This window comes from Rhodococcus sp. 05-2254-2 (genome assembly GCF_002259095.1).
Classification (GTDB): domain Bacteria; phylum Actinomycetota; class Actinomycetes; order Mycobacteriales; family Mycobacteriaceae; genus Rhodococcoides.
This window is the reverse complement of the sequence record NZ_NOZJ01000003.1, coordinates 288,109-308,924: the sequence shown is the minus strand read 5'-3', so window position 1 is coordinate 308,924 and position 20,816 is coordinate 288,109. Positions and strand designations below refer to the sequence as shown.

General features: G+C 65.8%; 18 protein-coding genes. 5 read left to right on the top strand and 13 right to left on the bottom strand.

Going from position 1 to position 20,816, the window contains the following annotated elements:
- Positions 1-18 precede the first annotated feature (18 nt).
- Positions 19-2,019: an SDR family oxidoreductase gene (locus CH283_RS05990; RefSeq protein ID WP_094639162.1), complete on the top strand. Its 2,001-nt coding sequence runs from the start codon at positions 19-21 to the stop codon at positions 2,017-2,019.
- Between the two features lie 9 nt (positions 2,020-2,028).
- Here the strand turns inward: CH283_RS05990 and CH283_RS05985 are convergent, their stop codons facing one another.
- The 4 genes from CH283_RS05985 to CH283_RS05970 are packed head-to-tail and all read right to left on the bottom strand — an operon-like array spanning position 2,029 to position 5,734.
- Positions 2,029-2,538, bottom strand: a complete 510-nt coding sequence (locus CH283_RS05985) for a hypothetical protein (protein ID WP_094639161.1) — start codon at positions 2,536-2,538, stop codon at positions 2,029-2,031.
- 10 nt (positions 2,539-2,548) lie between these two features.
- Positions 2,549-3,313 (bottom strand): alpha/beta fold hydrolase, encoded by a 765-nt coding sequence (locus CH283_RS05980; RefSeq protein ID WP_373455095.1) that lies wholly within the window; start codon positions 3,311-3,313, stop codon positions 2,549-2,551.
- Between the two features lie 22 nt (positions 3,314-3,335).
- Entirely contained in the window at positions 3,336-4,925 is a 1,590-nt protein-coding gene (locus CH283_RS05975; protein WP_094639160.1) for a DNA polymerase Y family protein, read from the bottom strand.
- On the bottom strand, positions 4,922-5,734 hold the full coding sequence (locus CH283_RS05970) for a hypothetical protein (RefSeq protein ID WP_176460342.1): 813 nt from the start codon (positions 5,732-5,734) through the stop codon (positions 4,922-4,924). The genes CH283_RS05975 and CH283_RS05970 overlap by 4 nt, the downstream gene beginning before the upstream one ends.
- A gap of 205 nt (positions 5,735-5,939) precedes the next feature.
- Here CH283_RS05970 and CH283_RS05965 point away from each other — a divergent pair, with 205 nt between their 5' ends.
- On the top strand, positions 5,940-7,163 hold the full coding sequence (locus CH283_RS05965) for a serine/threonine-protein kinase (protein ID WP_255183100.1): 1,224 nt from the start codon (positions 5,940-5,942) through the stop codon (positions 7,161-7,163).
- A gap of 150 nt (positions 7,164-7,313) precedes the next feature.
- On the opposite strand, the gene CH283_RS05960 is transcribed toward CH283_RS05965, so the two are convergent.
- From CH283_RS05960 to CH283_RS05950, 3 genes are read right to left on the bottom strand one after another with little or no spacing between them, the layout of a single operon-like run.
- Positions 7,314-8,321 carry a MerR family transcriptional regulator gene (locus tag CH283_RS05960; protein WP_094639158.1) on the bottom strand — a complete coding sequence of 336 codons (1,008 nt, stop codon included), beginning with the start codon at positions 8,319-8,321 and terminating at the stop codon, positions 7,314-7,316.
- A 51-nt stretch (positions 8,322-8,372) separates the two neighbouring features.
- Entirely contained in the window at positions 8,373-9,020 is a 648-nt protein-coding gene (locus CH283_RS05955) for a response regulator (protein WP_068051262.1), read from the bottom strand.
- Positions 9,017-10,405, bottom strand: coding sequence for a sensor histidine kinase (locus CH283_RS05950; RefSeq protein ID WP_373557638.1), 1,389 nt, complete (start codon positions 10,403-10,405; stop codon positions 9,017-9,019). The genes CH283_RS05955 and CH283_RS05950 overlap by 4 nt, the downstream gene beginning before the upstream one ends.
- A 111-nt stretch (positions 10,406-10,516) precedes the next feature.
- On the opposite strand from CH283_RS05950, the gene CH283_RS05945 reads away from it, so the two are divergent.
- Together CH283_RS05945 and CH283_RS05940 are read left to right on the top strand one after the other, a co-directional pair.
- Complete coding sequence (locus tag CH283_RS05945; protein WP_094639195.1) at positions 10,517-11,893, top strand: PspC domain-containing protein; 1,377 nt, start codon at positions 10,517-10,519, stop codon at positions 11,891-11,893.
- The gene (locus tag CH283_RS05940) at positions 11,890-12,150 is read left to right on the top strand and encodes a hypothetical protein (RefSeq protein ID WP_373454814.1); all 261 of its coding nucleotides are present in this window, start codon (positions 11,890-11,892) and stop codon (positions 12,148-12,150) included. Before CH283_RS05945 ends, CH283_RS05940 begins: the two co-directional genes overlap by 4 nt.
- A gap of 5 nt (positions 12,151-12,155) precedes the next feature.
- On the opposite strand, the gene guaA is transcribed toward CH283_RS05940, so the two are convergent.
- From guaA to guaB, 4 genes are all read right to left on the bottom strand, one after another.
- On the bottom strand, positions 12,156-13,745 hold the full coding sequence (guaA, locus tag CH283_RS05935) for a glutamine-hydrolyzing GMP synthase (RefSeq protein ID WP_032397497.1): 1,590 nt from the start codon (positions 13,743-13,745) through the stop codon (positions 12,156-12,158).
- Positions 13,746-13,775: 30 nt separating this feature from the next.
- On the bottom strand, positions 13,776-15,530 hold the full coding sequence (locus CH283_RS05930; protein ID WP_094639157.1) for an FAD-dependent oxidoreductase: 1,755 nt from the start codon (positions 15,528-15,530) through the stop codon (positions 13,776-13,778).
- Positions 15,531-15,716: 186 nt separating this feature from the next.
- Positions 15,717-16,856 carry a GuaB3 family IMP dehydrogenase-related protein gene (locus tag CH283_RS05925; protein WP_037188243.1) on the bottom strand — a complete coding sequence of 380 codons (1,140 nt, stop codon included), beginning with the start codon at positions 16,854-16,856 and terminating at the stop codon, positions 15,717-15,719.
- A 56-nt stretch (positions 16,857-16,912) separates the two neighbouring features.
- Positions 16,913-18,436 (bottom strand): IMP dehydrogenase, encoded by a 1,524-nt coding sequence (guaB, locus tag CH283_RS05920; protein WP_176460343.1) that lies wholly within the window; start codon positions 18,434-18,436, stop codon positions 16,913-16,915.
- Positions 18,437-18,734: 298 nt separating this feature from the next.
- Between guaB and CH283_RS05915 the strand changes: the two genes are divergently transcribed.
- A complete protein-coding gene (locus CH283_RS05915; protein ID WP_032378069.1) occupies positions 18,735-19,139 on the top strand; it encodes a DUF5319 domain-containing protein in 405 nt (134 codons plus the stop codon).
- Between the two features lie 81 nt (positions 19,140-19,220).
- Here the strand turns inward: CH283_RS05915 and CH283_RS05910 are convergent, their stop codons facing one another.
- The gene (locus CH283_RS05910) at positions 19,221-20,237 is read right to left on the bottom strand and encodes an anti-sigma-D factor RsdA (protein ID WP_094639156.1); all 1,017 of its coding nucleotides are present in this window, start codon (positions 20,235-20,237) and stop codon (positions 19,221-19,223) included.
- Positions 20,230-20,808, bottom strand: a complete 579-nt coding sequence (locus tag CH283_RS05905) for a sigma-70 family RNA polymerase sigma factor (RefSeq protein WP_032397500.1) — start codon at positions 20,806-20,808, stop codon at positions 20,230-20,232. Before CH283_RS05905 ends, CH283_RS05910 begins: the two co-directional genes overlap by 8 nt.
- Positions 20,809-20,816: the final 8 nt, after the last annotated feature.

Sequence of the window (20,816 nt, the reverse complement as noted above, 5' to 3'; positions counted from 1 at the left end):
GGAGTAGGGTCGGCTCGCATGGCGAACTTCATCGTAACCGGCGGTACCGGGTTTCTCGGGAAGAACGTGCTGCCCCGATTGCTCGAACGCGATGCACTCGCGGCAATCCACGTGCTGGTGCGTCCGAGTTCGGTGGCACGACTCGAGCGACTGGCACAGCACCTCGACGGCGGCGACCGAATTCACCCGCTGGTCGGCGACCTCACCGAGCCGGAGCTCGGACTCCGAGACGTGCCTTCCGACATCGACCACATCCTCCACCTCGGAGCCGTCTACGATCTGACCGCGGGCGACGAGCAGACCCCGACCAACGTCGCCGGAACGGCCTCGGTGATTCGTCTCGCCGAGAAGACGGGGGCTCGCCTGCACCACATCTCGTCGATCGCCGTCGCGGGCGATCACCGAGGAACGTTCTCGGAGAACGACTTCGACCTCGGTCAAGCCTTTCCGACGGCATATCACCGCACCAAATTCGAGTCCGAGAAGCTGGTGCGAGAGAGCGCTGCGGACTGGCGGGTCTACCGGCCCGCGGCGATCATCGGCCACTCGGAGACCGGTGCGATCGACAAAGTGGACGGCCCGTACTACTTCTTCCCGTTCTTCGCCGAACTTGCCAAGCTGCCTTCGGCCATACCGATCACGGTGCCGAAGATGGGTTCCACCAACCTCGTTCCGGTCGATTACGTCGCCGACGCCATCGTCGAGCTCGTACATCGAGACACTTCTTCCGGCAGCGTGTTCCATCTGGTGAACACGAGTCCGCAATCCATGGCCGAGGTGTATTCCGCATTCTCGTCGGCAGCCGGATCGCGAGCGAAGATCGTCGACGTACCGGGTGCACTGGTCGCTCCGGTCGTCTCCCCCAAATACCGAGCCGTACGCAAGCAACGCGACGCCGCCCTCCGTGATCTCGGCGTACCTCCGGTGATGCTCGATCACTTGACCCTGCCCACGGTGTTCGAGTCGGCAGCGACGCAGAAAGCATTGCAGGGCAGCTCGATTGCACCGCCTCCACTGCGCACGTACGCCGATCGCGTGTGGACCTACTGGCGGGAGAACTTCGATCCCAAGCGCAATCGCCGAAACGATCCGCGCGGATCACTGTTCGGTCGTCACATCATCATCACCGGCGGCTCCTCCGGCATCGGCCGGGCCAGCGCCGAGGCGGCCGCACGCAAGGGCGCAGTGGTCATTCTTCTCGCACGCGGGCAGGATCAACTCGACGACGTGGTCGAAAGAATTCGCGAATCAGGTGGCACCGCATACGGTTACCCGTGCGACGTGACCGACAGCGAGTCGGTCGAGCACACCGTGAAAACCGTTCTGAGCGAACACGGTCATGTCGACATGCTGGTCAACAACGCCGGGCGATCCATCCGCCGCTCGCTTTACCGTTCCACCGATCGGTTGCACGATTACGAGCGCACCATGGCCGTCAACTACTTCGGGGCAATTCGGTTGGTGCTGGCGCTGCTGCCACACATGCGCGAACGTCAGTTCGGGCACGTGGTCAACATCTCCAGCGCTGCCGTCCTGGGACACCCCCCTCGGTTCTCGGCCTATGTGGCCAGCAAGGCAGCGCTCGACGGGTTCACCGATGTTGCTGCGGCAGAAACACTCTCGGACGGAATTACGTACACCACGATCCACATGCCGCTGGTGGACACTCCGATGATCACCCCGACGGGCGACAAGAACGTCGGCCCGGTGTTCTCACCGGAGAAGGCCGCGGCCATGGTGATCCGCGCATTGAGCGACAAGCCCAAACGCATCGATACGCCGCTGGGAACGCTCGGACAGTTCGGAGCCATCTTCGCCCCCAAGGGCAAGGACCGCACGATGCACCAGCACTACCGCACGTTCGCCGAGTCCGCGGCTGCCAAAGGAGAAGCGCAGGTACCTCTCGAGGACGGAATGGTGCCCTACCGAGTCCGGCCCTACGATCCGAAAGCTCCGAGCGCACGCATCGGCAAAGTGATCCGTCGCGCCGGCAGATTGGTTCCCGGCACCAGTTGGTGACCGGCGGGGTCAGCGCAGCAGTGCCTTTCCCCAGACACGCAGGAATCCCTGACTCAGGTATGTCAGAGTGCCGATGGCCAGTACCCATTTGACGGTGCTGACCACGGTGGTGGCGCGGACGACGGTGTCGGTGATCTGTTCGCGGTTGTCGACCAGAATCAGTCCGACGATGTTCTCGATGTAGTCGCCGGCAGCAGAGGCCACGGGTGCGACGGCCAATGCAGTCGTCACTGCAGGGCTCAGCGGGGTCTTGTCCGCCAGGCTCCTCGCGCCGGCACGCAATGCAACGGCGTAGATCGCCGGATGGACGAAATCGGGTAGATAGTGGCTGCGGAACCGGGCGATCTCGGTCTCGTCCATGCTCGCCAGGATCTGCCGATAACGCTCGGCGGACCACGTCGTCTGCACGGCAAGCACTTTCGAAGCTGCCGGGCCGAGCAGTCGGGCAATGTTGGCCTGGGATACGACGAACAGTGCCGACCAGCCCAGCATTCTGCGATCGAGCGCACCGATAGTCATGTCCGAGACCCTAATGCGTCAGGAACGGGAGAACTGCGGCCTCGAACGCCGAGTAGCCGTCGCGATGAATGCTGTGTCCGGTGCGAAACGCCTCGACGCGGCAGGTCGAGATCTCGGAGACCATCGCGTCCAGTCGTTCCGGATCGACCATGCCGCCGGGACCGCCGCGAAGCACCAACGTCGGAGCAGCGATGTCTGCCAACGACGCCCACCACTTCGGATTCGGACGACGGAACTGTTCGAGAGCAGTGGCGGTCATCGAGCGATCGAAGGCGAGTACCGCGCGGGGATGCAGAACGACGCTGGTCGCTGCGTGCCAGAGCTCGGTGATCGACGGCATCTTGCCGGTCAGGGTCGGCGGAGCGTCCCCCGGCCTGATCGGTATCGGCAGCTCTTCGAGTACCAGACGACGAACGAGCTGCGGGCGACGTTGCGCAACGAGCGAGACCGCGTATCCGCCGAGGGAATGTCCGACGAGATCGACTTCGTTCAGCCCGAGGTGGTCGATCAGCGCCAGCAGGTCTGCCCCGAAGGAATCGAACTCGTACGTGGACGTGTGCGCGCTCTTGCCGTGTCCGCGCAGATCGACGGTGATCACCCGGCTGCCCTGCGCGGTGAGCGCCCGGGTGAACCGATCCCAGGTTGTGCTGTCACCGCCCATGCCGTGCACCAGCATCACCGGTGCCGCATTCGAGTTCGCGTGCCCCAGCGGGGTGAACGAGCGATACGCGATATCGACGCCATCGAGGTCGACCGTCTCGGACATCATCTGCATTCCTTCGACGGTAGCGGTGCCGCTATTCGTAGATTCCTTCCACCCGCCACCGACCCTCGTCGAAGACCAGCAGCAAGGCCCTTTCGTCGTCGAGCACCACCTGGGCTCGCGCCGTCGGACCCGTCGCCGCGTGGCCACTGTCCCACCACCGCTCGTCCACCGGCCACGGTCCCGCCAGACCCGTCAACTCCCATTCCTTGGTGCCCCAGCGCAACCGCGACGGGGGCGCATCGAACACCCCACGATCGGTGACGCCGATTCCGGTTCCCGCTCGATTCATCAACGTCACTGTCGGACGTGTCTCGATCACTGCCGCCGGAGCAGGCTCGGGTAGCCATCCCGGCCAAGGAGCCGAAGGATCGGATATCGGCACCAATTCGTCGCCGAGCGGACGCAACGTGATCCGCTCGGCCGGCCCACGACCACCACTGAGCACACCACCGAGCACCGATTCGCCACCGAGCAGACCCTGCACGCGCACCAATGCCCGACGCGCCCTCTCGTCCTCGTCGCCGACACTGCCCCACAACCCCAGTTGCAGCTCACCCGCGGCCACCACTTCGATCGGTTCGAGCCGCAGCACGGTGATCGCGGACGTCGGCTTGTTCTCGCTGCGCCCGGTGATCCAGCCGTCCAGTTGCCACCGCACACGATCGGCTGTTCCTTCCGGCGTCAACGGCTCCGCGCAGCGCCAGATCCGCGACAGGTTCTCACCGTTACCGGTACTGGCATGCACCAGCAGCCGAGTGCACGCAACGGCAGCGGCGGCAAGCTTGGTGTGCAGCTGCTCGGCCAACCCGCGCCCGGCGAAGGCAGCGGCGTCGACCCGATCGATCGGCGGGTCGCACAGGTACTCCACATCCAGGTCGGGTGGAAGAGCCCTGGCCGACGGCGGACGCTCGGGCTCGCCTCGTGCACTGCGATGCGCCAACACCGCGTCGGTACCGAACCGGGACGCCACATCCCCCGGAGACAGTGCAGCGAAGTCGCCGATGGTTCGTAGACCCAAGCGCCGCAACAGATCCACCAGCTCACCGCGATCGGCAGCAGACATGCTCGGTTCCGCCGAGAGTTCCGCCACTGGCAACGGCGCGAGAAAGCCTGCACCCCCGCCGCGCGGCACCACCTGCGCATACCGCGCGGCGACGACCGCGGTGGACAGCTCGTCGGCGATACCGATCTGACATTCAACACCGGCAGCCGACGCTTCGTCGATCAGCCGTTCCGCGGCCCGATGCTCGGTACCGAAATACCGTCCGACGCCGCGGGCAGAAAGAACAAGCAGGCCCGGTCGCAGCACTTCCACTCCCGGTGCGATGGCGGCGATCGCCGAGACCACGGGCTCGAACAGTCGCGCATCACGATCGGTATCGGCCAGAGCGACATGCACTTCCGGGCACCGTGCCTGCGCTTCCCGACGGCGCAGGCCACGCTTGATGCCCGATGCGCGTGCCGTCGCCGAGCACGCGACGACCCGATTGGCCGAGGTGACGACCACAGGATGCGTCGCAGGGAGATCGGCCTGGGCAGCTGCTGCAACGGCAGGCCAATCGGGGCACCACAGTGCCAGAACACGGTTGGCATGAACACGGCTGGAGCGGTCGATGCTCATGTCGAGACCGCGATCGACAACGGATTCTGTTCGCGCCCCTCGGCATGCCACTCGATGCGGCCGTTCTCCGAACGCAGGTCGAGTCGAACGGTGCGGGGCCGCATCGCCTTGCCGCGAGCGCACACCGACAAACGGACGCCGCGCAGTCGGCCGCGACCAAGCTCCCGGCCCGTGCCGAGGCCGTCGTATCCGTGGACCGATGCGTCCAGTCGTAACTCTGCCCCGTCCCAGTGCCCATCGGTCACCAGCAGCGTCGAGCCCTTGCTACGTGCTCTGGCCACCACGGCCCTGGCCCGAGTGGGAGATACCGACAGACCACCGAGACCGAGCACGACGAGGTCGACACCGTCGAGCAGAATTGCCGCCACTTCCACCGGATCGGGACCGGGATCGGGAATCAGGGCAAGCTTGCTCAACTGTGCGCCCATCTCGACCGCGGCCAGAATCCCGAAACGGGGCTGCCCTATGACGGCGACATGCCCACCGGCACCGGTCACCGCAGCCACCAACCCGATCAGGAGCGAGCCGGCACCGGATACCGAGGCCACCGTTCCACGCACCAGGCCGCCGTGCGGTAGTACCTCGATCAGCGCGGAGGGCACCGGCAGAACGGGCCGCTGACGGGTTGGGCGCTGCGTCGACGGTTCCTGAATCACGGGCTCGACAGGGTCCGAATTCTCGATGCGCACCGACGCCGTTTCGCCCCGGGAAGGCACGGCAGCCATCCGGCTACGCAGCAACGCCACGCGCTCCGGCAGCGACAACCCGTCGAGCGCATCCGGCGTGACAGAAGCTCCCGATACAGTCATGTCACTCCCCTTCGCGGCGTAGAAAATCGAGCCGAAACTTCGGTGTTCGACGGACGCGGGAAGTGGCGCATTCGAACACAATTTCGATCTGCACTCAGTGAAGCCGCTCGGACGGCAACTCGTCAAGGTGATGCCGAAGCCCCTGGTAGATGCCTCCGTTCCGGGGCTGCAGGCACGTCCCGCCATCGTCAACTAACCTGTGGACGTGACGGATCAGCAGCGTGTTCGACGGGGCGTCGGGCCCGACTACCTCCTGGCAGGCAGATACCGCCTGGCCGGCAAACTCGGCGGTGGAGGCATGGGCGCGGTATGGCTCGCCACCGACACACTTCTGCACCGTCAGGTGGCCGTCAAGCAGGTCACGTCCACCACTCGACTGACCCCTCAGCAGGCCGAGGAAGTACGCAACCGGGCCATGCGCGAGGGTCGCATCGCTGCCCGACTCTCCAGCCCGCACGCCATCGCGATGCACGACGTCGCTCTCGTCGACGGTGAGCCGTGGTTGGTCATGGAATACCTGTCCTCGCGCAGTCTCGCGCAGGCCCTCGGCACCACCGATTCGCTACCACCGTTCGAGGTCGCACAGATCGGCGCACAGATCGCCGATGCACTGACCGAGGCACACGAGGCCGGAATCGTGCACCGCGACATCAAGCCGGGCAACATTCTGATCGCCGATCGCGGCAAGGATCTGGGCATCGTCAAGATCAGCGACTTCGGTATCTCCCGCGCCAAGGGAGACGTCGAAGAAGCCGACGACAGCGTGATCACCGGTACCCCGGCTTATTTCGCACCCGAGGTCGCGCGCGGACAGGACCCCACCGCGGCCAGCGACGTGTTCTCCCTCGGCGCAACGCTGTACACGGCCATGGAAGGCAAACCGCCGTTCGACATCGATCACGATTCGATCGCACTGCTGCACCGAGTTGCCAAGGGGCAGATCATCGCTCCCACCCGCAGTGGCGATCTCACGGGACCGTTGCTGCACATGCTCGAGCCCGATCCTGCCCGACGCCCCACCATGGCGCAGGCCCGCGACGAGATCATCGTCGCCGCGATCAGCAAGCGCGGCACCATAGCTCAACTGCGCGGGGCGCCGCTGACATCTGCGGACGGTGTGGTCCCGGCATGGGCCAGGCGCTCGACACCGGTCTCCGAATCTCGCCGTCCGTCGCGGGAATTCGGAAGAACCATCGCGGGCCTACCGGCCGTGCAACCCGGTGAGAGCCAAGCCAATCCGGTCCCGTCCACGTATTCGCCACCACCGTTCGACCTGCCGAAAAAGAAGAAGAACCCGATCGACGACGTTCTGATGCGCATCGAGGACGTCATCGGTGACCGAACGTCGATTCCGTCGACCGCGATCCTCGCAGGACTCGTGCTCGCCGTCGTGATCGTTCTCGTTCTGGTGATCATGCTTGTGATCTGACCATCGGCACCGATCTCCGCATCGGATTTCCCCGCCCCGACAGCACCCGCAACCACGCGTCGACGATGGGGATCGGCAAGTACCCGCCATCGAAAGTCGATGTAGCCCAGAACGATGTAGCCCAGAACTTTCGGGCACGTCACCCATGGCTCAGCCGAGAACCGGCATCACCAGCGTCGTCAGAGCGCCGTCGACTGCCGACCGCACCAGCATCGGCTGATCCGGCGCGGCGATATCGAGCATCAGGTCCGGTCCGACGGCCGATGCGACGGCAGCCTGCAGGACGGCCGCATCGAAGAACACCGTCATCTCGGAACCGGTGACCCGTGCGGGGACGACAACACCCTCGACCGTCAGGCCGTCCGGGCCTGCGTCGATCCGCAGCGTGCCGCTGTCGAGGGGAACGAAATCTCGTTGCACCACAACCCGCGTCGCAGTCGGAGCCAGACCGTCGATGATCGTCCGCCAGTCGGGGAAGTCGCCGTCGACGAGATCCACGGTGTGCTGGACGCCTTCGGACTCGAGCATCATCGCGTCGTCGGTTGCCGTCAACGCACAGTTCCCCGACGCGGGTAGAGACCCGAGAGAGCCGACCGCTGCGATACGCGACCAGGATGCACCGGGTGAGCTCTGCGCGACGAGGCTGCGGGTGGAGAGTCGATACCGATCCGTCGCGGTGAGCGTGACAGTGCCCCCGTCCACCTCGACCAACACGCCCCGCAGCACCGGAAACTCCTCGCTCGTTCCGGCCGCCGACGCGACCTGTTCCACCGCCGACGCAAAGTCGGCAGCAGATACCGTTGCCGTGCAGTACTTTTCGTCGAACAATCGGCGAATGGACACCGCAGCCTCGGCTGCTGCCCGGGCGCGTGCGGCAAGCTCGTCGACGTGCCGATCCACCATCTCCACCGCTGCAGCTCCGTCGCCGTCGAGGGCGGAGGCCACCTTATCGAGTGGCATCCCGATCTCGCGGAGTTGGCGGATGATGTTCGCTCGCTTCGCTTGTGCTCGGGTGTAGTAGCGATAACCGGACCTGGCGTCGATGGATGCCGGCACGAGCAATCCACAGTCGTCGTAGAAGCGAAGGGCACTGGGGGTCAGCCCGCTCGCGCGAGCGAACACACCGATGGTCAGGAATTCTTCGGCCGAATCAGTCATGGGGAAATCCTGAGGCTTCGGGTAGGTCGAAGGTCAAGCGAGATCGGTCACCTAGTCGATTCGACGCTTGTGCGCCCATCTGGTGAGCGCATTCCTGTTGGACTGCTGAGTCTTTCGGAGAACGTTCGAGGCGTGCGTCTCGACGGTCTTGACGGAGATGAACAGATCCTCGGCGATCTCACGATAGGTGTACCCGCGCGCCAACAACCGCAGCACCTCCAGTTCACGGGGCGTGAGCGAATCCAGTTCCGGATCCAGCGGTGGCTCCGGAGCGGCACTGCGACCGGTGAACGAGTCGAGGACGAACCCGGCCAGGCGGGGGCTGAATACGGCATCTCCCCCGGCGACGCGTCGAACACCGTCGGCGAGCTCCGAGCCGGAGATCGTCTTGGTGACGTATCCCCTCGCCCCGGCACGGATGACGGCGATGACGTCCTCGGCGGCGTCGGACACACTCAGGGCGAGGCACACCGGCCCCTCGGAGATGCGGTTCAACACGGCCACGCCGCCGCCGTCGGGCATGTGCACGTCGAGCAACACCACGTCCGGCTTGGTCGATTCGATTCCCGAGACCGCCTCGGCGACGCCTCCCGCTTCCCCGACTACCTCGATGTCCGCCTCGCGGCCGAGTTCGGCTCGCACACCGGAACGGAACACCGCATGGTCGTCGACCAGGAAAACGCGGAAAGGTTCGGTCACGTCGGCTGCTCCTGCTGGGTGGATTCGGATGATTCGGTGGTCACGGAGGCACCGTTGCGGGGCATGAAGATTCGCACTTCGGTTCCCTTGCCGACGGTCGACCGTACCTGCACCGTGCCGCCGCGGCGCTCGATGCGTCCCCGAATGGACTTCGCCAGGCCCTGTCGATCCTCGGGTACCGCGGACTCGTCGAATCCGGTGCCGCGGTCGCGAACGAAAACACTGACCTGGTCCGGTTCGGTTTCGGCGTACAGGTCGATATTGGTCTCACCGGAGTGCTTGGCCGCGTTGACCAGTGCTTCTCGGGTTGCACCCAGCAGAGCGGTGAAGCTTTCCCTGGACAGGCCGGATTCGACGTCGTCGGGCAGTAGTTGCACGTCACCGACCGTGATCGGTCTGACGGTGACACCGTGCTGATCCTCGACCTCACCGGAGATGGTCTCGAGCGCATCGGACAAGTTCGAGTTGTCGGTGTCGCCACCGTCGAACAGCCATTTGCGTAGTTCACGCTCCTGGCCGCGCGCCAACCGCATCACCTCCTGTGGATGATCGGACTGCTTCTGGATCAGGGCAAGTGTCTGCAGCACCGAATCATGCAGGTGCGACGCGATTTCCTCGCGTTCGTCGTTGCGGATGCGCGCAGACCGCTCGGCACCGAGCGCACGCCAGGTGCGCAGCCAGATGGGAACCGTCAACAGGCCGACGCCGACGAGAGTGACCACCACCGCCAGCAAGGACGAGCGCAGCGCCGCCAGGTCGACGCGGGCGAGCACCACCACGGCCAGACCGAGCACGATCAACGTGGCTCCGCCGACGACCCTCGCCCAACTCAACACGGTCGGATGCTTGGGGAGCCCCAGAGCCGTTCGCGGGCCCTCGGAGTCGAACTCGCGCCACACCAGGGCAGCACCGATCACCACGACGATGACCGGCACGATCACCGACGCAGCTGTGCCGCTGAGCAGCCAGGCGAGCCCGACGGCGAGGCCGAGACCGATGGCAGCCAACCCAAGCGCACGCTGACGTTCGGCGGCACTCGGGTGCGCAGTGTCCTCGCCCGCGGGCGTGAACATCCAGATCAGTCCGTAGGCGGCAATTCCGGCACCGGCCGACGCGGCGAGCAGTGCGAATGCGACCCGAACCTTGAACACGTCGACGCCGAGATGATCGGCGAGACCACCTGCGACGCCGCCGACGATGCGTCCGCCGCCGCGTCGTTGATAGGGGGCAGGAGCGGTGCGGGCTGGAGCGGCAGGAAAAAGAGGAACGGCATGGGTGACCGGCACGTCGCCGGCTTCGGAAGATGTGGTGCGGGCGGCGTCAACGGGTGGATTGTCGACAGGGTGCACGCCTCGATCCTGGCACGGACCGGGTATCTGTCGCATCAGGGTTCGCCCTGATGTTTCGCGGGTCCGTCGAGGCGGGCCCGATCTCGGGGACGAAGATCAGGGGTATCCCTGATGTGTTTCTCGACCGGCACCGCCACGATGATTGGCATGAGCAACGTGACCGTCTCGGATCAACTTCAGCAGATGTGGCGCACCCGTCCGCACCGCTTGCCGCAACGCGGGCATGTGGCGGGTGTTGCGGCCGGTATCGGCTACCGCTACGACGTCGACCCCGTTCTGATTCGGATCGCGTTCGTCGTCTCCACCTTGTTCGGCGGTACCGGCATCGTGCTGTATCTGGCGGGGTGGCTGGTGCTCAACCGCGCCGGTGACACGGCGTCGGGTGCGGAGTCGCTGGTCGGGCGTGGGAACAGCTCCGATTCGACGACCAAGATGGTGGTCGTGGCAGTGGCCTTGGTCATCGCGGTGTCGACCATCGGCCCGGTCGGTGTCGGACTCGGCGGTTCGGGGCTGATCTCTCTGGTGGCGATGCTCGGTGGACTGTGGCTGCTGCACCAACGGTGCCCGGAGCCGCCGCCGTACATGCGGACGGCGGAGTTCTCCCGTAATCGCTATGCTCCGATGCCTTTCGGCTCACCCAGCACGTCGGCCGAGCAGTGGACGGCCGCGCAGTATCGTCCGCCACAGTTCCAGCACGAGCGCTACACCCCGTACACGACCCTGCCGAAAAGCTACGTTCCGACGCCGAAGCCCCTCGAGCACACCGGCATCGACGCCGACGCGCACACCGTGAACCTGAGCAAGTCGACCGCATCCGCCGAGAAGCCGGCCGACCTGCACACCGACATGCCGACCGTGACTCCCCCGTCGTGGGATCCGCTCGGTGTGGCCCCGTTCGCCTGGGATCTTCCCGAACCGACAGGCACCTTTCCGCCTGCGGCGATCGAACGCAAGCGCCGATCACGTTGGACGGCAAGCTTTCTCGGCCTGGCTCTGCTCGCTGCCGCAGTCACCGCGGCAGTCGGTTCGGCTACCGGCGGAGACTGGGCATCACCGGGCCGTGTCGGTGCCGTCGCTCTGGCAATCATCTCCGTGGGACTCGTATTGGGCGCGTTCCTACGCAAGGGCTACGGACTGCTGGTGGTCGCAGCACCATTGGCCGGCTTCGTCGTTCTGGCGTCGGCGGTCGGTCCGGTGGACCTGAACAACAGAGTGTCGGGGAATCAGACGATCGCCCCACTCACCGCCGCCGAGCTCGACCCCTCCTACGACGTCGGGGCCGGCGAGCTGAACCTCGACCTCACCGGCCTCGAACTCGCCGAAGACCACACAGTCGAGATCGATGTGGCGCTGGGCAGCGCGTCGGTCACCGTGCCCGCTTCGATGAACGTGATCGTGGAGTGCGAGGCGGCGATCGGTCAGTGCCCCACCGAGACACGCTTCGGCCCTGGCACCACCGATACTCCGGTTCTGACGATCGTCGGCGATCTGGCACTCGGCGAACTGAAGGTGGAGAACCCGTGAAGAAGAACAAGACCGACCGCATCGGACTCGACCACGGCAGCGCCGATTCCGACACCGAGGATCACACCTCTGGCCGACGCGGCCCCTCGGCACTGTTGCTCCTCGCCGGCCTCGCCGCCATGGTCGTCTCGGTCGCAGCACTCATCGGCCGAGATGCGATCGCAGCCCTGGGCGACGTCCAGTTCCGCTGGGTGTTCGTCGTCGCCGCGGTGGTCGTTGGCTTCGCGCTTCTACTGGGCCCCAGCAGGAAGAACTGACGCCGTCACTCCCACTCGATGGTGCCCGGCGGCTTGCTGGTGACGTCGAGAACGACTCGGTTGACCTCCGGAACCTCGTTGGTCACCCGAGTCGAGATCGTTTCCAACACGTCGTACGGCAGCCTCGTCCAGTCGGCCGTCATCGCGTCCTCGCTCGAGACCGGCCGCAGCACGATCGGGTGCCCGTAGGTACGGCCGTCGCCCTGCACTCCCACGCTACGCACGTCGGCCAACAGCACCACCGGGCACTGCCAGATCTGCTGATCCAAGCCCGCGACCGTAAGTTCTTCTCGGACAATCGAATCGGCATGGCGGAGCGTGTTCAGACGGTCGCGGGTGATCTCACCGACGATGCGGATCGCCAGGCCGGGTCCGGGGAACGGCTGCCTGCCGACGATGTCCTCGGGCAATCCCAGTTCGCGTCCGACCGCACGCACCTCGTCCTTGAACAGTGCACGCAGCGGCTCGACCAGGGCGAACTGCAGATCGTCCGGCAGTCCGCCGACGTTGTGGTGACTCTTGATGTTCGCGGTACCGGACCCGCCCCCGGACTCGACGACATCCGGGTACAACGTGCCCTGCACCAGGAACTCGACGGCGTCGCCGTGCTCGGCGTTCTCGCCCAGCACCTCGGCCACGGCACCCTCGAAGCTCCGGATGAACTCGCGGCCGATGATCTTGCGCTTCTCCTCCGGGTCGGAGACGCCCTCGAGCGCGCCGAGGAAGGTGTCGACCGCATCGACCGTGACGAGCTTGGCTCCGGTCGCGGCCACGAAGTCCTGCTGCACCTGCTCACGCTCGCCGGCGCGCAGCAGTCCGTGGTCGACGAAGACACAGGTCAGACGGTCACCGATGGCCCGCTGCACCAGTGCCGCCGCCACGGCGGAGTCGACGCCGCCCGAGAGGCCACAGATGGCCTTGCCCGTGGGGCCCACCTGCTCCTGCACTGCGTCGACCAGAGCGTCGGCGATATTGGCCGCAGTCCAGTCCGGGGCGATGCCAGCCGTTTCGTGCAGGAATCGGCTGAGCACCTGCTGCCCGTGCGGGGAGTGCAGAACCTCGGGGTGATACTGCACGCCCGCCATGCGCTTGCCCTCGTTCTCGAAGGCAGCCACCGGCGCACCTGCGCTGGTGGCCGTGACGGTGAAGCCTTCCGGGGCCGCGGTGACCGCGTCACCGTGACTCATCCAGACCGGCTGCGTTGCGGGCAGACCGTCGTGCAGACGACCGCCGTCCACGCTGAGCTGAGTGCGCCCGTACTCCCGCGTTCCAGTGTGTTCGACGGTTCCGCCGAGGGCCTGGGCCATGGCCTGGAATCCGTAGCAGATGCCGAACACGGGGATGCCGAGGTCGAGGAGAGCGGAGTCGAGCTCGGGCGCGCCCTCGGCGTAGACGCTGGAGGGTCCGCCGGAAAGCACAAGCGCGACAGGGTCCTTCGCTGCGATCTCCTCGGCCGTCGCGGTATGCGAGATCACCTCGGAGTACACGTTGGCCTCGCGCACACGGCGGGCGATCAATTGCGCGTACTGGGCTCCGAAATCGACGACGAGAACCGGGCGTGCGTGTGCGGGATCGTGTGCAGAGGAGTCGGTCACCGGGTCAGTCTAGTGGGACTGTTCCAGCACTCATGCAACACCCGAATGCTCGACGGGCATCGCCGAGGAACCCGACCGAATCTCCACGATCGGCAGTCGCAGACCACCCGGAGCATCCACCGGGACGACCGGAGAGTTCGGGGCGATCGGATCGAGACGCTGGTACGGCAGCCCCTGTGCCGGACGGAGATCCAGCTCACCCTTGTTCGGCCACAGTGCGGCGGAACGCTCGGCCTGCGCGCTGATGGTCAACGACGGGTTCACTCCGAGGTTGGCCGATACGGCGGCCCCGTCGACCACGCTGAGCGTCGGGTAGCCGTGGACGCGGTGGTACGGATCGATGACACCGTGCTCGGCATCCGAGGCGATGGCACACCCACCGAGGAAGTGGGCCGTGAGCGGGATGTTGAACAATTCTCCCCAGGTACCGCCCGCGACGCCGCCGATCTTCTTCGCGATGCGTCGGGTGGCGTCGTTGCCCTCGGGGATCCACGTCGGGTTGGGCTGGCCGTGCCCCTGCTTGCTCGAGATCTTCCGGCCGAAGGCACCACGCTTGGTGAACGTGGTGATCGAATTGTCGAGGTTCTGCATCACCAGCGCGATGATGGTGCGCTCGCTCCAGTGCCGGACGTTGACGACGCGCAGGAACTGAATCGGGTGCGCGATCAGCGCGAACACGAACTTGAGCCACCGCGGCACTCGTCCGCCGCCGTCGGTCATCAGGGTCTGCAGCATGCCCATCGCGTTCGAGCCCTTGCCGTAGCGGCACGGTTCGATGTGGGTGTTGGGGCTGGGATGGAACGAGGACGTGATCGCGACTCCGCGGGTGAGGTCCATGTTCGGATCGACCGCCAGCTTGGCCGCTCCGACGATCGACTCGGAGTTGGTGCGTGTCAGCTCCCCGAGCGTGTCCGACAGACGGGGCAGCGCGCCGGTGTCCTTCATCTTGTGCAGCAGGTTCTGCGTGCCCCAGGTGCCGGCCGCCAGCACGACGTTGGCTGCGCTGTAGGTCTTGCGCCCCTTGCGCAGCCGAGCGCCGGTGCGTTCGGTGTCGACGTCCCAGGTGCCGTCGGATCGCGGAACGAGACCGGTGACGGTCGTCATCGGCACGATCTCGGCTCCCGCGCGCTCGGCCAGGCCGAGGTAGTTCTTCAGCAGGGTGTTCTTGGCTCCGTGGCGGCAACCGGTCATGCACTCGCCGCACTCGATACATCCGGTGCGTTCGGGACCTGCGCCGCCGAAGTACGGGTCCGGGACGGTCTTGCCGGGCTCGTCTCCGAAGAACACGCCCACCGGGGTCTGGATGAAGGTGTCGGCAACGCCCATGTCCTCGGCAACCGACTTCATCACCTCGTCGGCGGGGGTCATGTGCGGGTTGCGCACGACGCCGAGCATGCGGGTGGCCTGGTCGTAGAACGGGGAGAGTTCACTGCTCCAGTCGGTGATGTGCGCCCACTGCTTGTCCTCGAAGAACGGTGCCTGAGGCTTGTAGAGGGTGTTCGCGTAGTTCAGCGAACCGCCGCCGACTCCGGCACCGGCGAGGATGAGGCAGTCGCGCAGCAGGTGTACGCGCTGGATGCCGTAGAGGCCGAGCCTCGGTGCCCACAGGAAACGCTTGAGGTCCCAGCTGTTCTTCGCGAAGTCCTTGTCCTCGAAGCGCTGCCCGGCTTCCAGGATGCCGACGCGGTATCCCTTCTCCACCAGGCGCAGCGCGGTGACACTTCCGCCGAAGCCCGAACCGACGATCAAGACGTCGTAATCCGTGGCGCGAACAGCTGAACCCATGGTGACCTCCGCTACATCCGATGCTGTCGAACAGTATGCACACCCCCATGTGACTACCGCCACAAGCGATTCTAGCTGTTACGAGAGGTATCACCAACCCAGGGTCGACTTACGTGGACGCCATGCAGCAGAAAGGGCGCGCACCCCCCGTGCTAGAGGAGTACGCGCCCTTTGGAACAGACGTCGTCAGGCCCTGACGTTCAGGCCCACCTTCTGGAATTCCTTGAGATCGGAGTATCCGGACTTCGCCATCGACCGACGCAGTCCGCCGACGAGGTTGATCGAGCCGTACGACTCACGCGACGGTCCGTTGAGCACCTGATCCAGGCTCGGACGGTCCCCCGCCGACATCGGCAGCAGCGCACCGCGCGGCATGGACGGATGCGCCGCGGCGGACGGCCAGTACCAACCTCCGCCGGGAGCCTCGGCAGCGACGGCCAGCGGAGCACCGAGAACCGCAGCATCGGCCCCGCAGGCGATGGCCTTGGCGAGCGCACCGGAGGTGGTGATGTCGCCGTCGGCGATGACGTGCACGTAGCGCCCGCCGGTTTCGTCCAGGTAGTCCCGACGCGCCGCGGCCGCATCGGCGATGGCGGTGGCCATCGGAACGCCGATACCGAGCACCTCACCGGTGGTCGTGCCACCTTCGACCGAGCCGTAACCGACGATGACGCCTGCCGCACCGGTACGCATCAGGTGCAGTGCGGTGCGGTGATCGCTCACGCCGCCGGCGATGACGGGAACGTCGAGTTCCGCGATGAAGGTCTTGAGGTTGAGCGGCTCGTCCTCGCCGTGTGCCACGTGCTCGGCGGAGATGATCGTGCCCTGGATGACCAGCAGATCGAGGCCCGATGCAACGAGGGCAGGGGTGAGCGAGCGAGCGTTCTGGGGGCTCACCCGAACGGCGACGGTCACCCCGGAGTCACGGACCTGACCGACCGCTGCGGCCAGCAGATCCGGCCGGAGCGGTGCGGCGTGCAGTTCCTGCAGGAAGGCGATCGGCGCGTCGGGATCGAGATCGGTCTCGGCGATGTGGATCAGCTGATCGATCTTGGCCTGCACGTCCGAGTGGCGCGCCCACAGCCCTTCACCGTTGATGACCCCCAGCCCACCCTGTCGACCCAGCTCGATCGCGAACTCGGGCGAGACCAGAGCATCGGTCGGATGCGCGAGGAGGGGAATGTCGAAGCGGTACGCGTCGAGCTGCCATGCCGTCGACACCTCCTTCGACGACCGGGTACGACGGGACGGCACGATGTCGATGTCGTCCAGCTGGTAGGTGCGGCGGGCTTCTCTGCCCATGCCGATTTCAACGAGGTCGCGCACGCGCGCACCTTTCTACTTCGGGAGCGAATCGAATCGGCCCAAACAGGCCGAAGCGACTATCGGGTGGTGTAGTTCGGGGCCTCTGCGGTCATCGTGATGTCGTGGGGGTGGCTCTCCTTGAGCCCGGCCGCCGTGATCTGTACGAACTGAGCCTTCTGCAGGTCCTCGATCGAGGTGGACCCGGTGTACCCCATCGCAGCGCGCAGACCACCGGTGAGCTGGTGGATGACCTGGTTCAACGGTCCGCGGTACGGGACGCGACCCTCGATGCCCTCGGGCACCAACTTGTCCTCGGCCAACACGTCGTCCTGGAAGTAGCGGTCCTTGGAGAACGACTTCGCTCCCCCGCGTCCCTGCATCGCGCCGAGCGAACCCATTCCGCGGTAGCTCTTGAACTGCTTGCCGCCCACCAGGATCAGCTCACCCGGAGACTCTGCGGTTCCGGCCAGCAACGATCCGAGCATGGCGGTCGAGGCACCGGCGGCGAGAGCCTTGGCGATGTCACCGGAGAACTGCATACCGCCGTCGGCGATGACCGGCACACCGTGCGGCTTGCACGCGGCCACGGCTTCGAGAATGGCGGTGATCTGCGGAGCACCGACACCTGCGACCACACGGGTGGTGCAGATCGATCCCGGTCCGACTCCCACCTTCACCGCATCCGCGCCTGCCTCGACGAGAGCGAGTGCGCCCGCGCGGGTGGCAACGTTGCCGCCGACGACCTGAACGCGGTCGCCCACCTCCGCCTTGAGCTTGCTGACCATCTCGAGCACCTGCGAATTGTGGCCGTGCGCGGTGTCGACGATGATGACGTCCACTCCGGCGTCGGTCAATGCCATCGACCGAGACCAGGCATCCTGCCCGACGCCCACAGCGGCACCGACCAGCAGTCGACCGTCACGGTCCTTGGTGGCATCGGGGTGCTGCTCGGTCTTGACGAAGTCCTTCACGGTGATCAGGCCGGTCAGCGCGCCTTTGCCGTCCACGATCGGCAGCTTCTCGATCTTGTGACGGCGCAGCAGGCCGAGCGCAGCTTCCGCAGTCACGCCCTCCTGAGCGGTGATCAACGGGGCCTTGGTCATCACGTCGGCGACGCGGCGATTCTGATCGACCTCGAATCGCATGTCGCGGTTGGTGATGATACCGACCAGCGCGCCGGTCTCGTCCGTGACGGGAAGACCGGAGATACGGAAGCGCGCACACATGGCGTCGACCTCGGCCAACGAGTCGGTGGGCTTGCAGGTGACGGGGTCGGTGACCATCCCGGCCTCCGAACGCTTGACCGTCTCGACCTGGGACGCCTGATCCTGCAGTGACAGGTTGCGGTGCAACACGCCCATACCGCCTGCGCGGGCCATGGCGATGGCCATCCGGGCCTCGGTGACGGTGTCCATGGCCGAGCTGACCAGCGGCACTCGCAAGCGGATCTCGCGGGTGATCTGGCTGGACGTATCGACCGAGCTGGGAATCAGATCCGAAGCGGCCGGCAGCAGCAGGACGTCGTCGAACGTGAGGCCGAGCATCGCGACCTTGTTGGGATCGTCGCCGCCTGTGCGGACGTGGGCTCCGGGACTACTCATGCGAATCTGGCCCTCCCTAGAGCCTGGTTGCACTTCGGCGCGGCGTGCGGCCGGTGAGAGCTCGCAGGCGCACCGCAGTGCGGGATTGGAGAACGGATGGAGTTTCGGCACTTGCACTCATCTGTTCAGCGCCGTGAACCATGGTATCGGCTAGGGCACAACCAGTGCGAATGCGTCTCGCTGTGAGTGGCTTCGAGCACCGAAACCCCGGTCCTCGGCGTTGTCGGTGGCAGGTACGTCCGGCATGTCGCGTTCGAACGGCTGGCGCAGACCCACCAGTCCTGCGTACCGTGGAGGCGTGCGCGATCAATTGCCTCCCGGTCTACCCCCGGATCCGTTCGCCGGAGACCCAGCCGACCCGTCGGCCGCCCTCGACGCCATCGAGCCAGGCCAGCCCCTCGATCCTCAGGAGCGATTGGCCGTCGAAGAGGACCTGGCGGACCTGGCTGTCTACGAGGCTCTCCTGGGCCACCGCGGCATCCGCGGTCTCGTCGTGTGCTGCGAGGACTGCCAGCAGGACCACTACCACGACTGGGACATGCTGCGTGCGAATCTGCTCCAGCTGCTCGTCGACGGCACCGTCCGGCCGCACGAGCCTGCCTACGACCCCGTACCCGACGCCTACGTGACCTGGGACTACTGCCGAGGCTTCGCCGACGCTTCGATGAACGACGCGCTGCACGGCGACGGATTCGACAGCTGACCTCCGACACTTCGCAACGAAGAAGCCCGACACGATGATCGTGTCGGGCTTCTTCGTGTCCGGTGAAGGATCGAGAACCTGTCAGCTGCCGCCGGAGGGAACCGACATACGGTCGCGGTTCTCCGAGGAGCTGCTGCCTCCGGCGGTTGCCGTCGGCTGATCGGGCTCTTGCAGCACCGTCGGTGTGACGTCGGTGGTCGTTGTCGGACTCGGCGTCGTCGTCGTGGGCGGAACCTCGGGCGTCGTCGTTGCCGGAGCCGGAGTGCTCTGCACACCCGTGGTATCGGGCGTGACCTGATCCACCGGTGCCGGTGGCACGAAGACCTCCGGGCTGGGGAGCGGAGCCGGAACGACCGGAACCGGGGGCGGGACAGGCGCGGGCACCGTCAGTGCCTGCAACTCCTGCAGCAGACGTGCCAGCCACTGGTCGAGCTCGGCGCGCTGACCGTCGTCGAGAACAGCGGAACTGCTGTTCGACGCACCGTCGAGGAGTGCGCGAGCGGCAGTGGTGTCCCCCGAGGACAGGAGATTCTCCGCCTCTTGCAACTTCGACGTCGTATCGATCTGAGCGACAGTCGAATCCGCCTGCTCCGAGAAGACGACCGATTTGACGCTCCACAACGGATCGTCCGGCGTCGAGTTGTACGAGATGACCACCAGACCACCCATCACGACGGCGATCGCGGCTGCGGCACCGGCGATGGGACGCAGCAGACGCATGCGTCCACCGCGGTTGGCCGAGCTCGAGCGCGCCATGTCGGCGGCGAGCTTCTCGCGTTCGACGGAGGCGACGACCACGTCGAGGGAGGGTCCGGCCGGCATGGCCGGCGTGATCACGTCTGCTCGCCAATTGGCCAACAGAAGGGCGAGTTGGTACTCGTCTGCGTCATCGGTGGCAATCGGTCCGTCGCCACTGATCGCGTCGATGAACGCATCGTCACGACGTACGGCGACGAGGTCCACAGGACCACCGTCTGCGCCGATGTCGGCATAGGGATCGTTCTGCTTCGGTCCAGTGGAGTTCACGTGCTCACCGATACGCGAGATTCCGCGACGCGGCGTCTCACCGGGGCCACCGTGACCATTGTCCCTAGCCATACATTTCACCTGCTCTCACAACTTCGTTCTTCAGTTTTGCGATAGCTCGGTGCTGAGCCACGCGGATAGCGCCTGCAGTGCTGCCGACGGCGGCTGCTGTTTCCTCGGCCGACAGTCCGACGATGAGTCGGAGCACCAGAATCTCGCGGTGCTTGGCAGGCAAGGTGTCCAGCAGTGCAGTCATCTGTCGACTCGACTCGGATTCGAGAGCGCGCTGCTCCGGTCCGTGCTCCATCGACACGACATCTGGTACTTCGGCGGCCGGGTCCGATTTGTTACGCGAGGCACTGCGATGGGCGTCGGCGACCTTGTGAGCCGCGATGCCGTACACGAATGCCATGAACGGACGACCTTGATCCTGGTATCGCGGCAAGGCGGTCATGACTGCCAAACAGACCTCCTGCGCCACGTCGTCGGCCGAAAGCTGACCGCGCTCAGCCGAACCGACCCGTGCTCGGCAGTACCGAACGACGAGTGGTCGGATGAATTCCAAGACCCGGGACAGAGCCAGTCGATCGCCTTGCGCTGCGGCAACGACGAAAGAGTCCAACTCCTCACCCGCACTGTTCATCGTCGACA

Coding starts and splice junctions, on each gene's coding strand:
- CH283_RS05990 (WP_094639162.1), top strand. CDS start 19: ATGGCGAACTTCATCGTAACCGGCGGTACCGGGTTTCTCGGGAAGAAC.
- CH283_RS05985 (WP_094639161.1), bottom strand. CDS start 2,538: ATGACTATCGGTGCGCTCGATCGCAGAATGCTGGGCTGGTCGGCACTG.
- CH283_RS05980 (WP_373455095.1), bottom strand. CDS start 3,313: ATGCAGATGATGTCCGAGACGGTCGACCTCGATGGCGTCGATATCGCG.
- CH283_RS05975 (WP_094639160.1), bottom strand. CDS start 4,925: ATGAGCATCGACCGCTCCAGCCGTGTTCATGCCAACCGTGTTCTGGCA.
- CH283_RS05970 (WP_176460342.1), bottom strand. CDS start 5,734: ATGACTGTATCGGGAGCTTCTGTCACGCCGGATGCGCTCGACGGGTTG.
- CH283_RS05960 (WP_094639158.1), bottom strand. CDS start 8,321: ATGACTGATTCGGCCGAAGAATTCCTGACCATCGGTGTGTTCGCTCGC.
- CH283_RS05950 (WP_373557638.1), bottom strand. CDS start 10,405: ATGCGACAGATACCCGGTCCGTGCCAGGATCGAGGCGTGCACCCTGTC.
- CH283_RS05945 (WP_094639195.1), top strand. CDS start 10,517: ATGAGCAACGTGACCGTCTCGGATCAACTTCAGCAGATGTGGCGCACC.
- CH283_RS05930 (WP_094639157.1), bottom strand. CDS start 15,530: ATGGGTTCAGCTGTTCGCGCCACGGATTACGACGTCTTGATCGTCGGT.
- guaB (WP_176460343.1), bottom strand. CDS start 18,436: ATGAGTAGTCCCGGAGCCCACGTCCGCACAGGCGGCGACGATCCCAAC.
- CH283_RS05910 (WP_094639156.1), bottom strand. CDS start 20,237: ATGGCTAGGGACAATGGTCACGGTGGCCCCGGTGAGACGCCGCGTCGC.
- CH283_RS05905 (WP_032397500.1), bottom strand. CDS start 20,808: ATGAACAGTGCGGGTGAGGAGTTGGACTCTTTCGTCGTTGCCGCAGCG.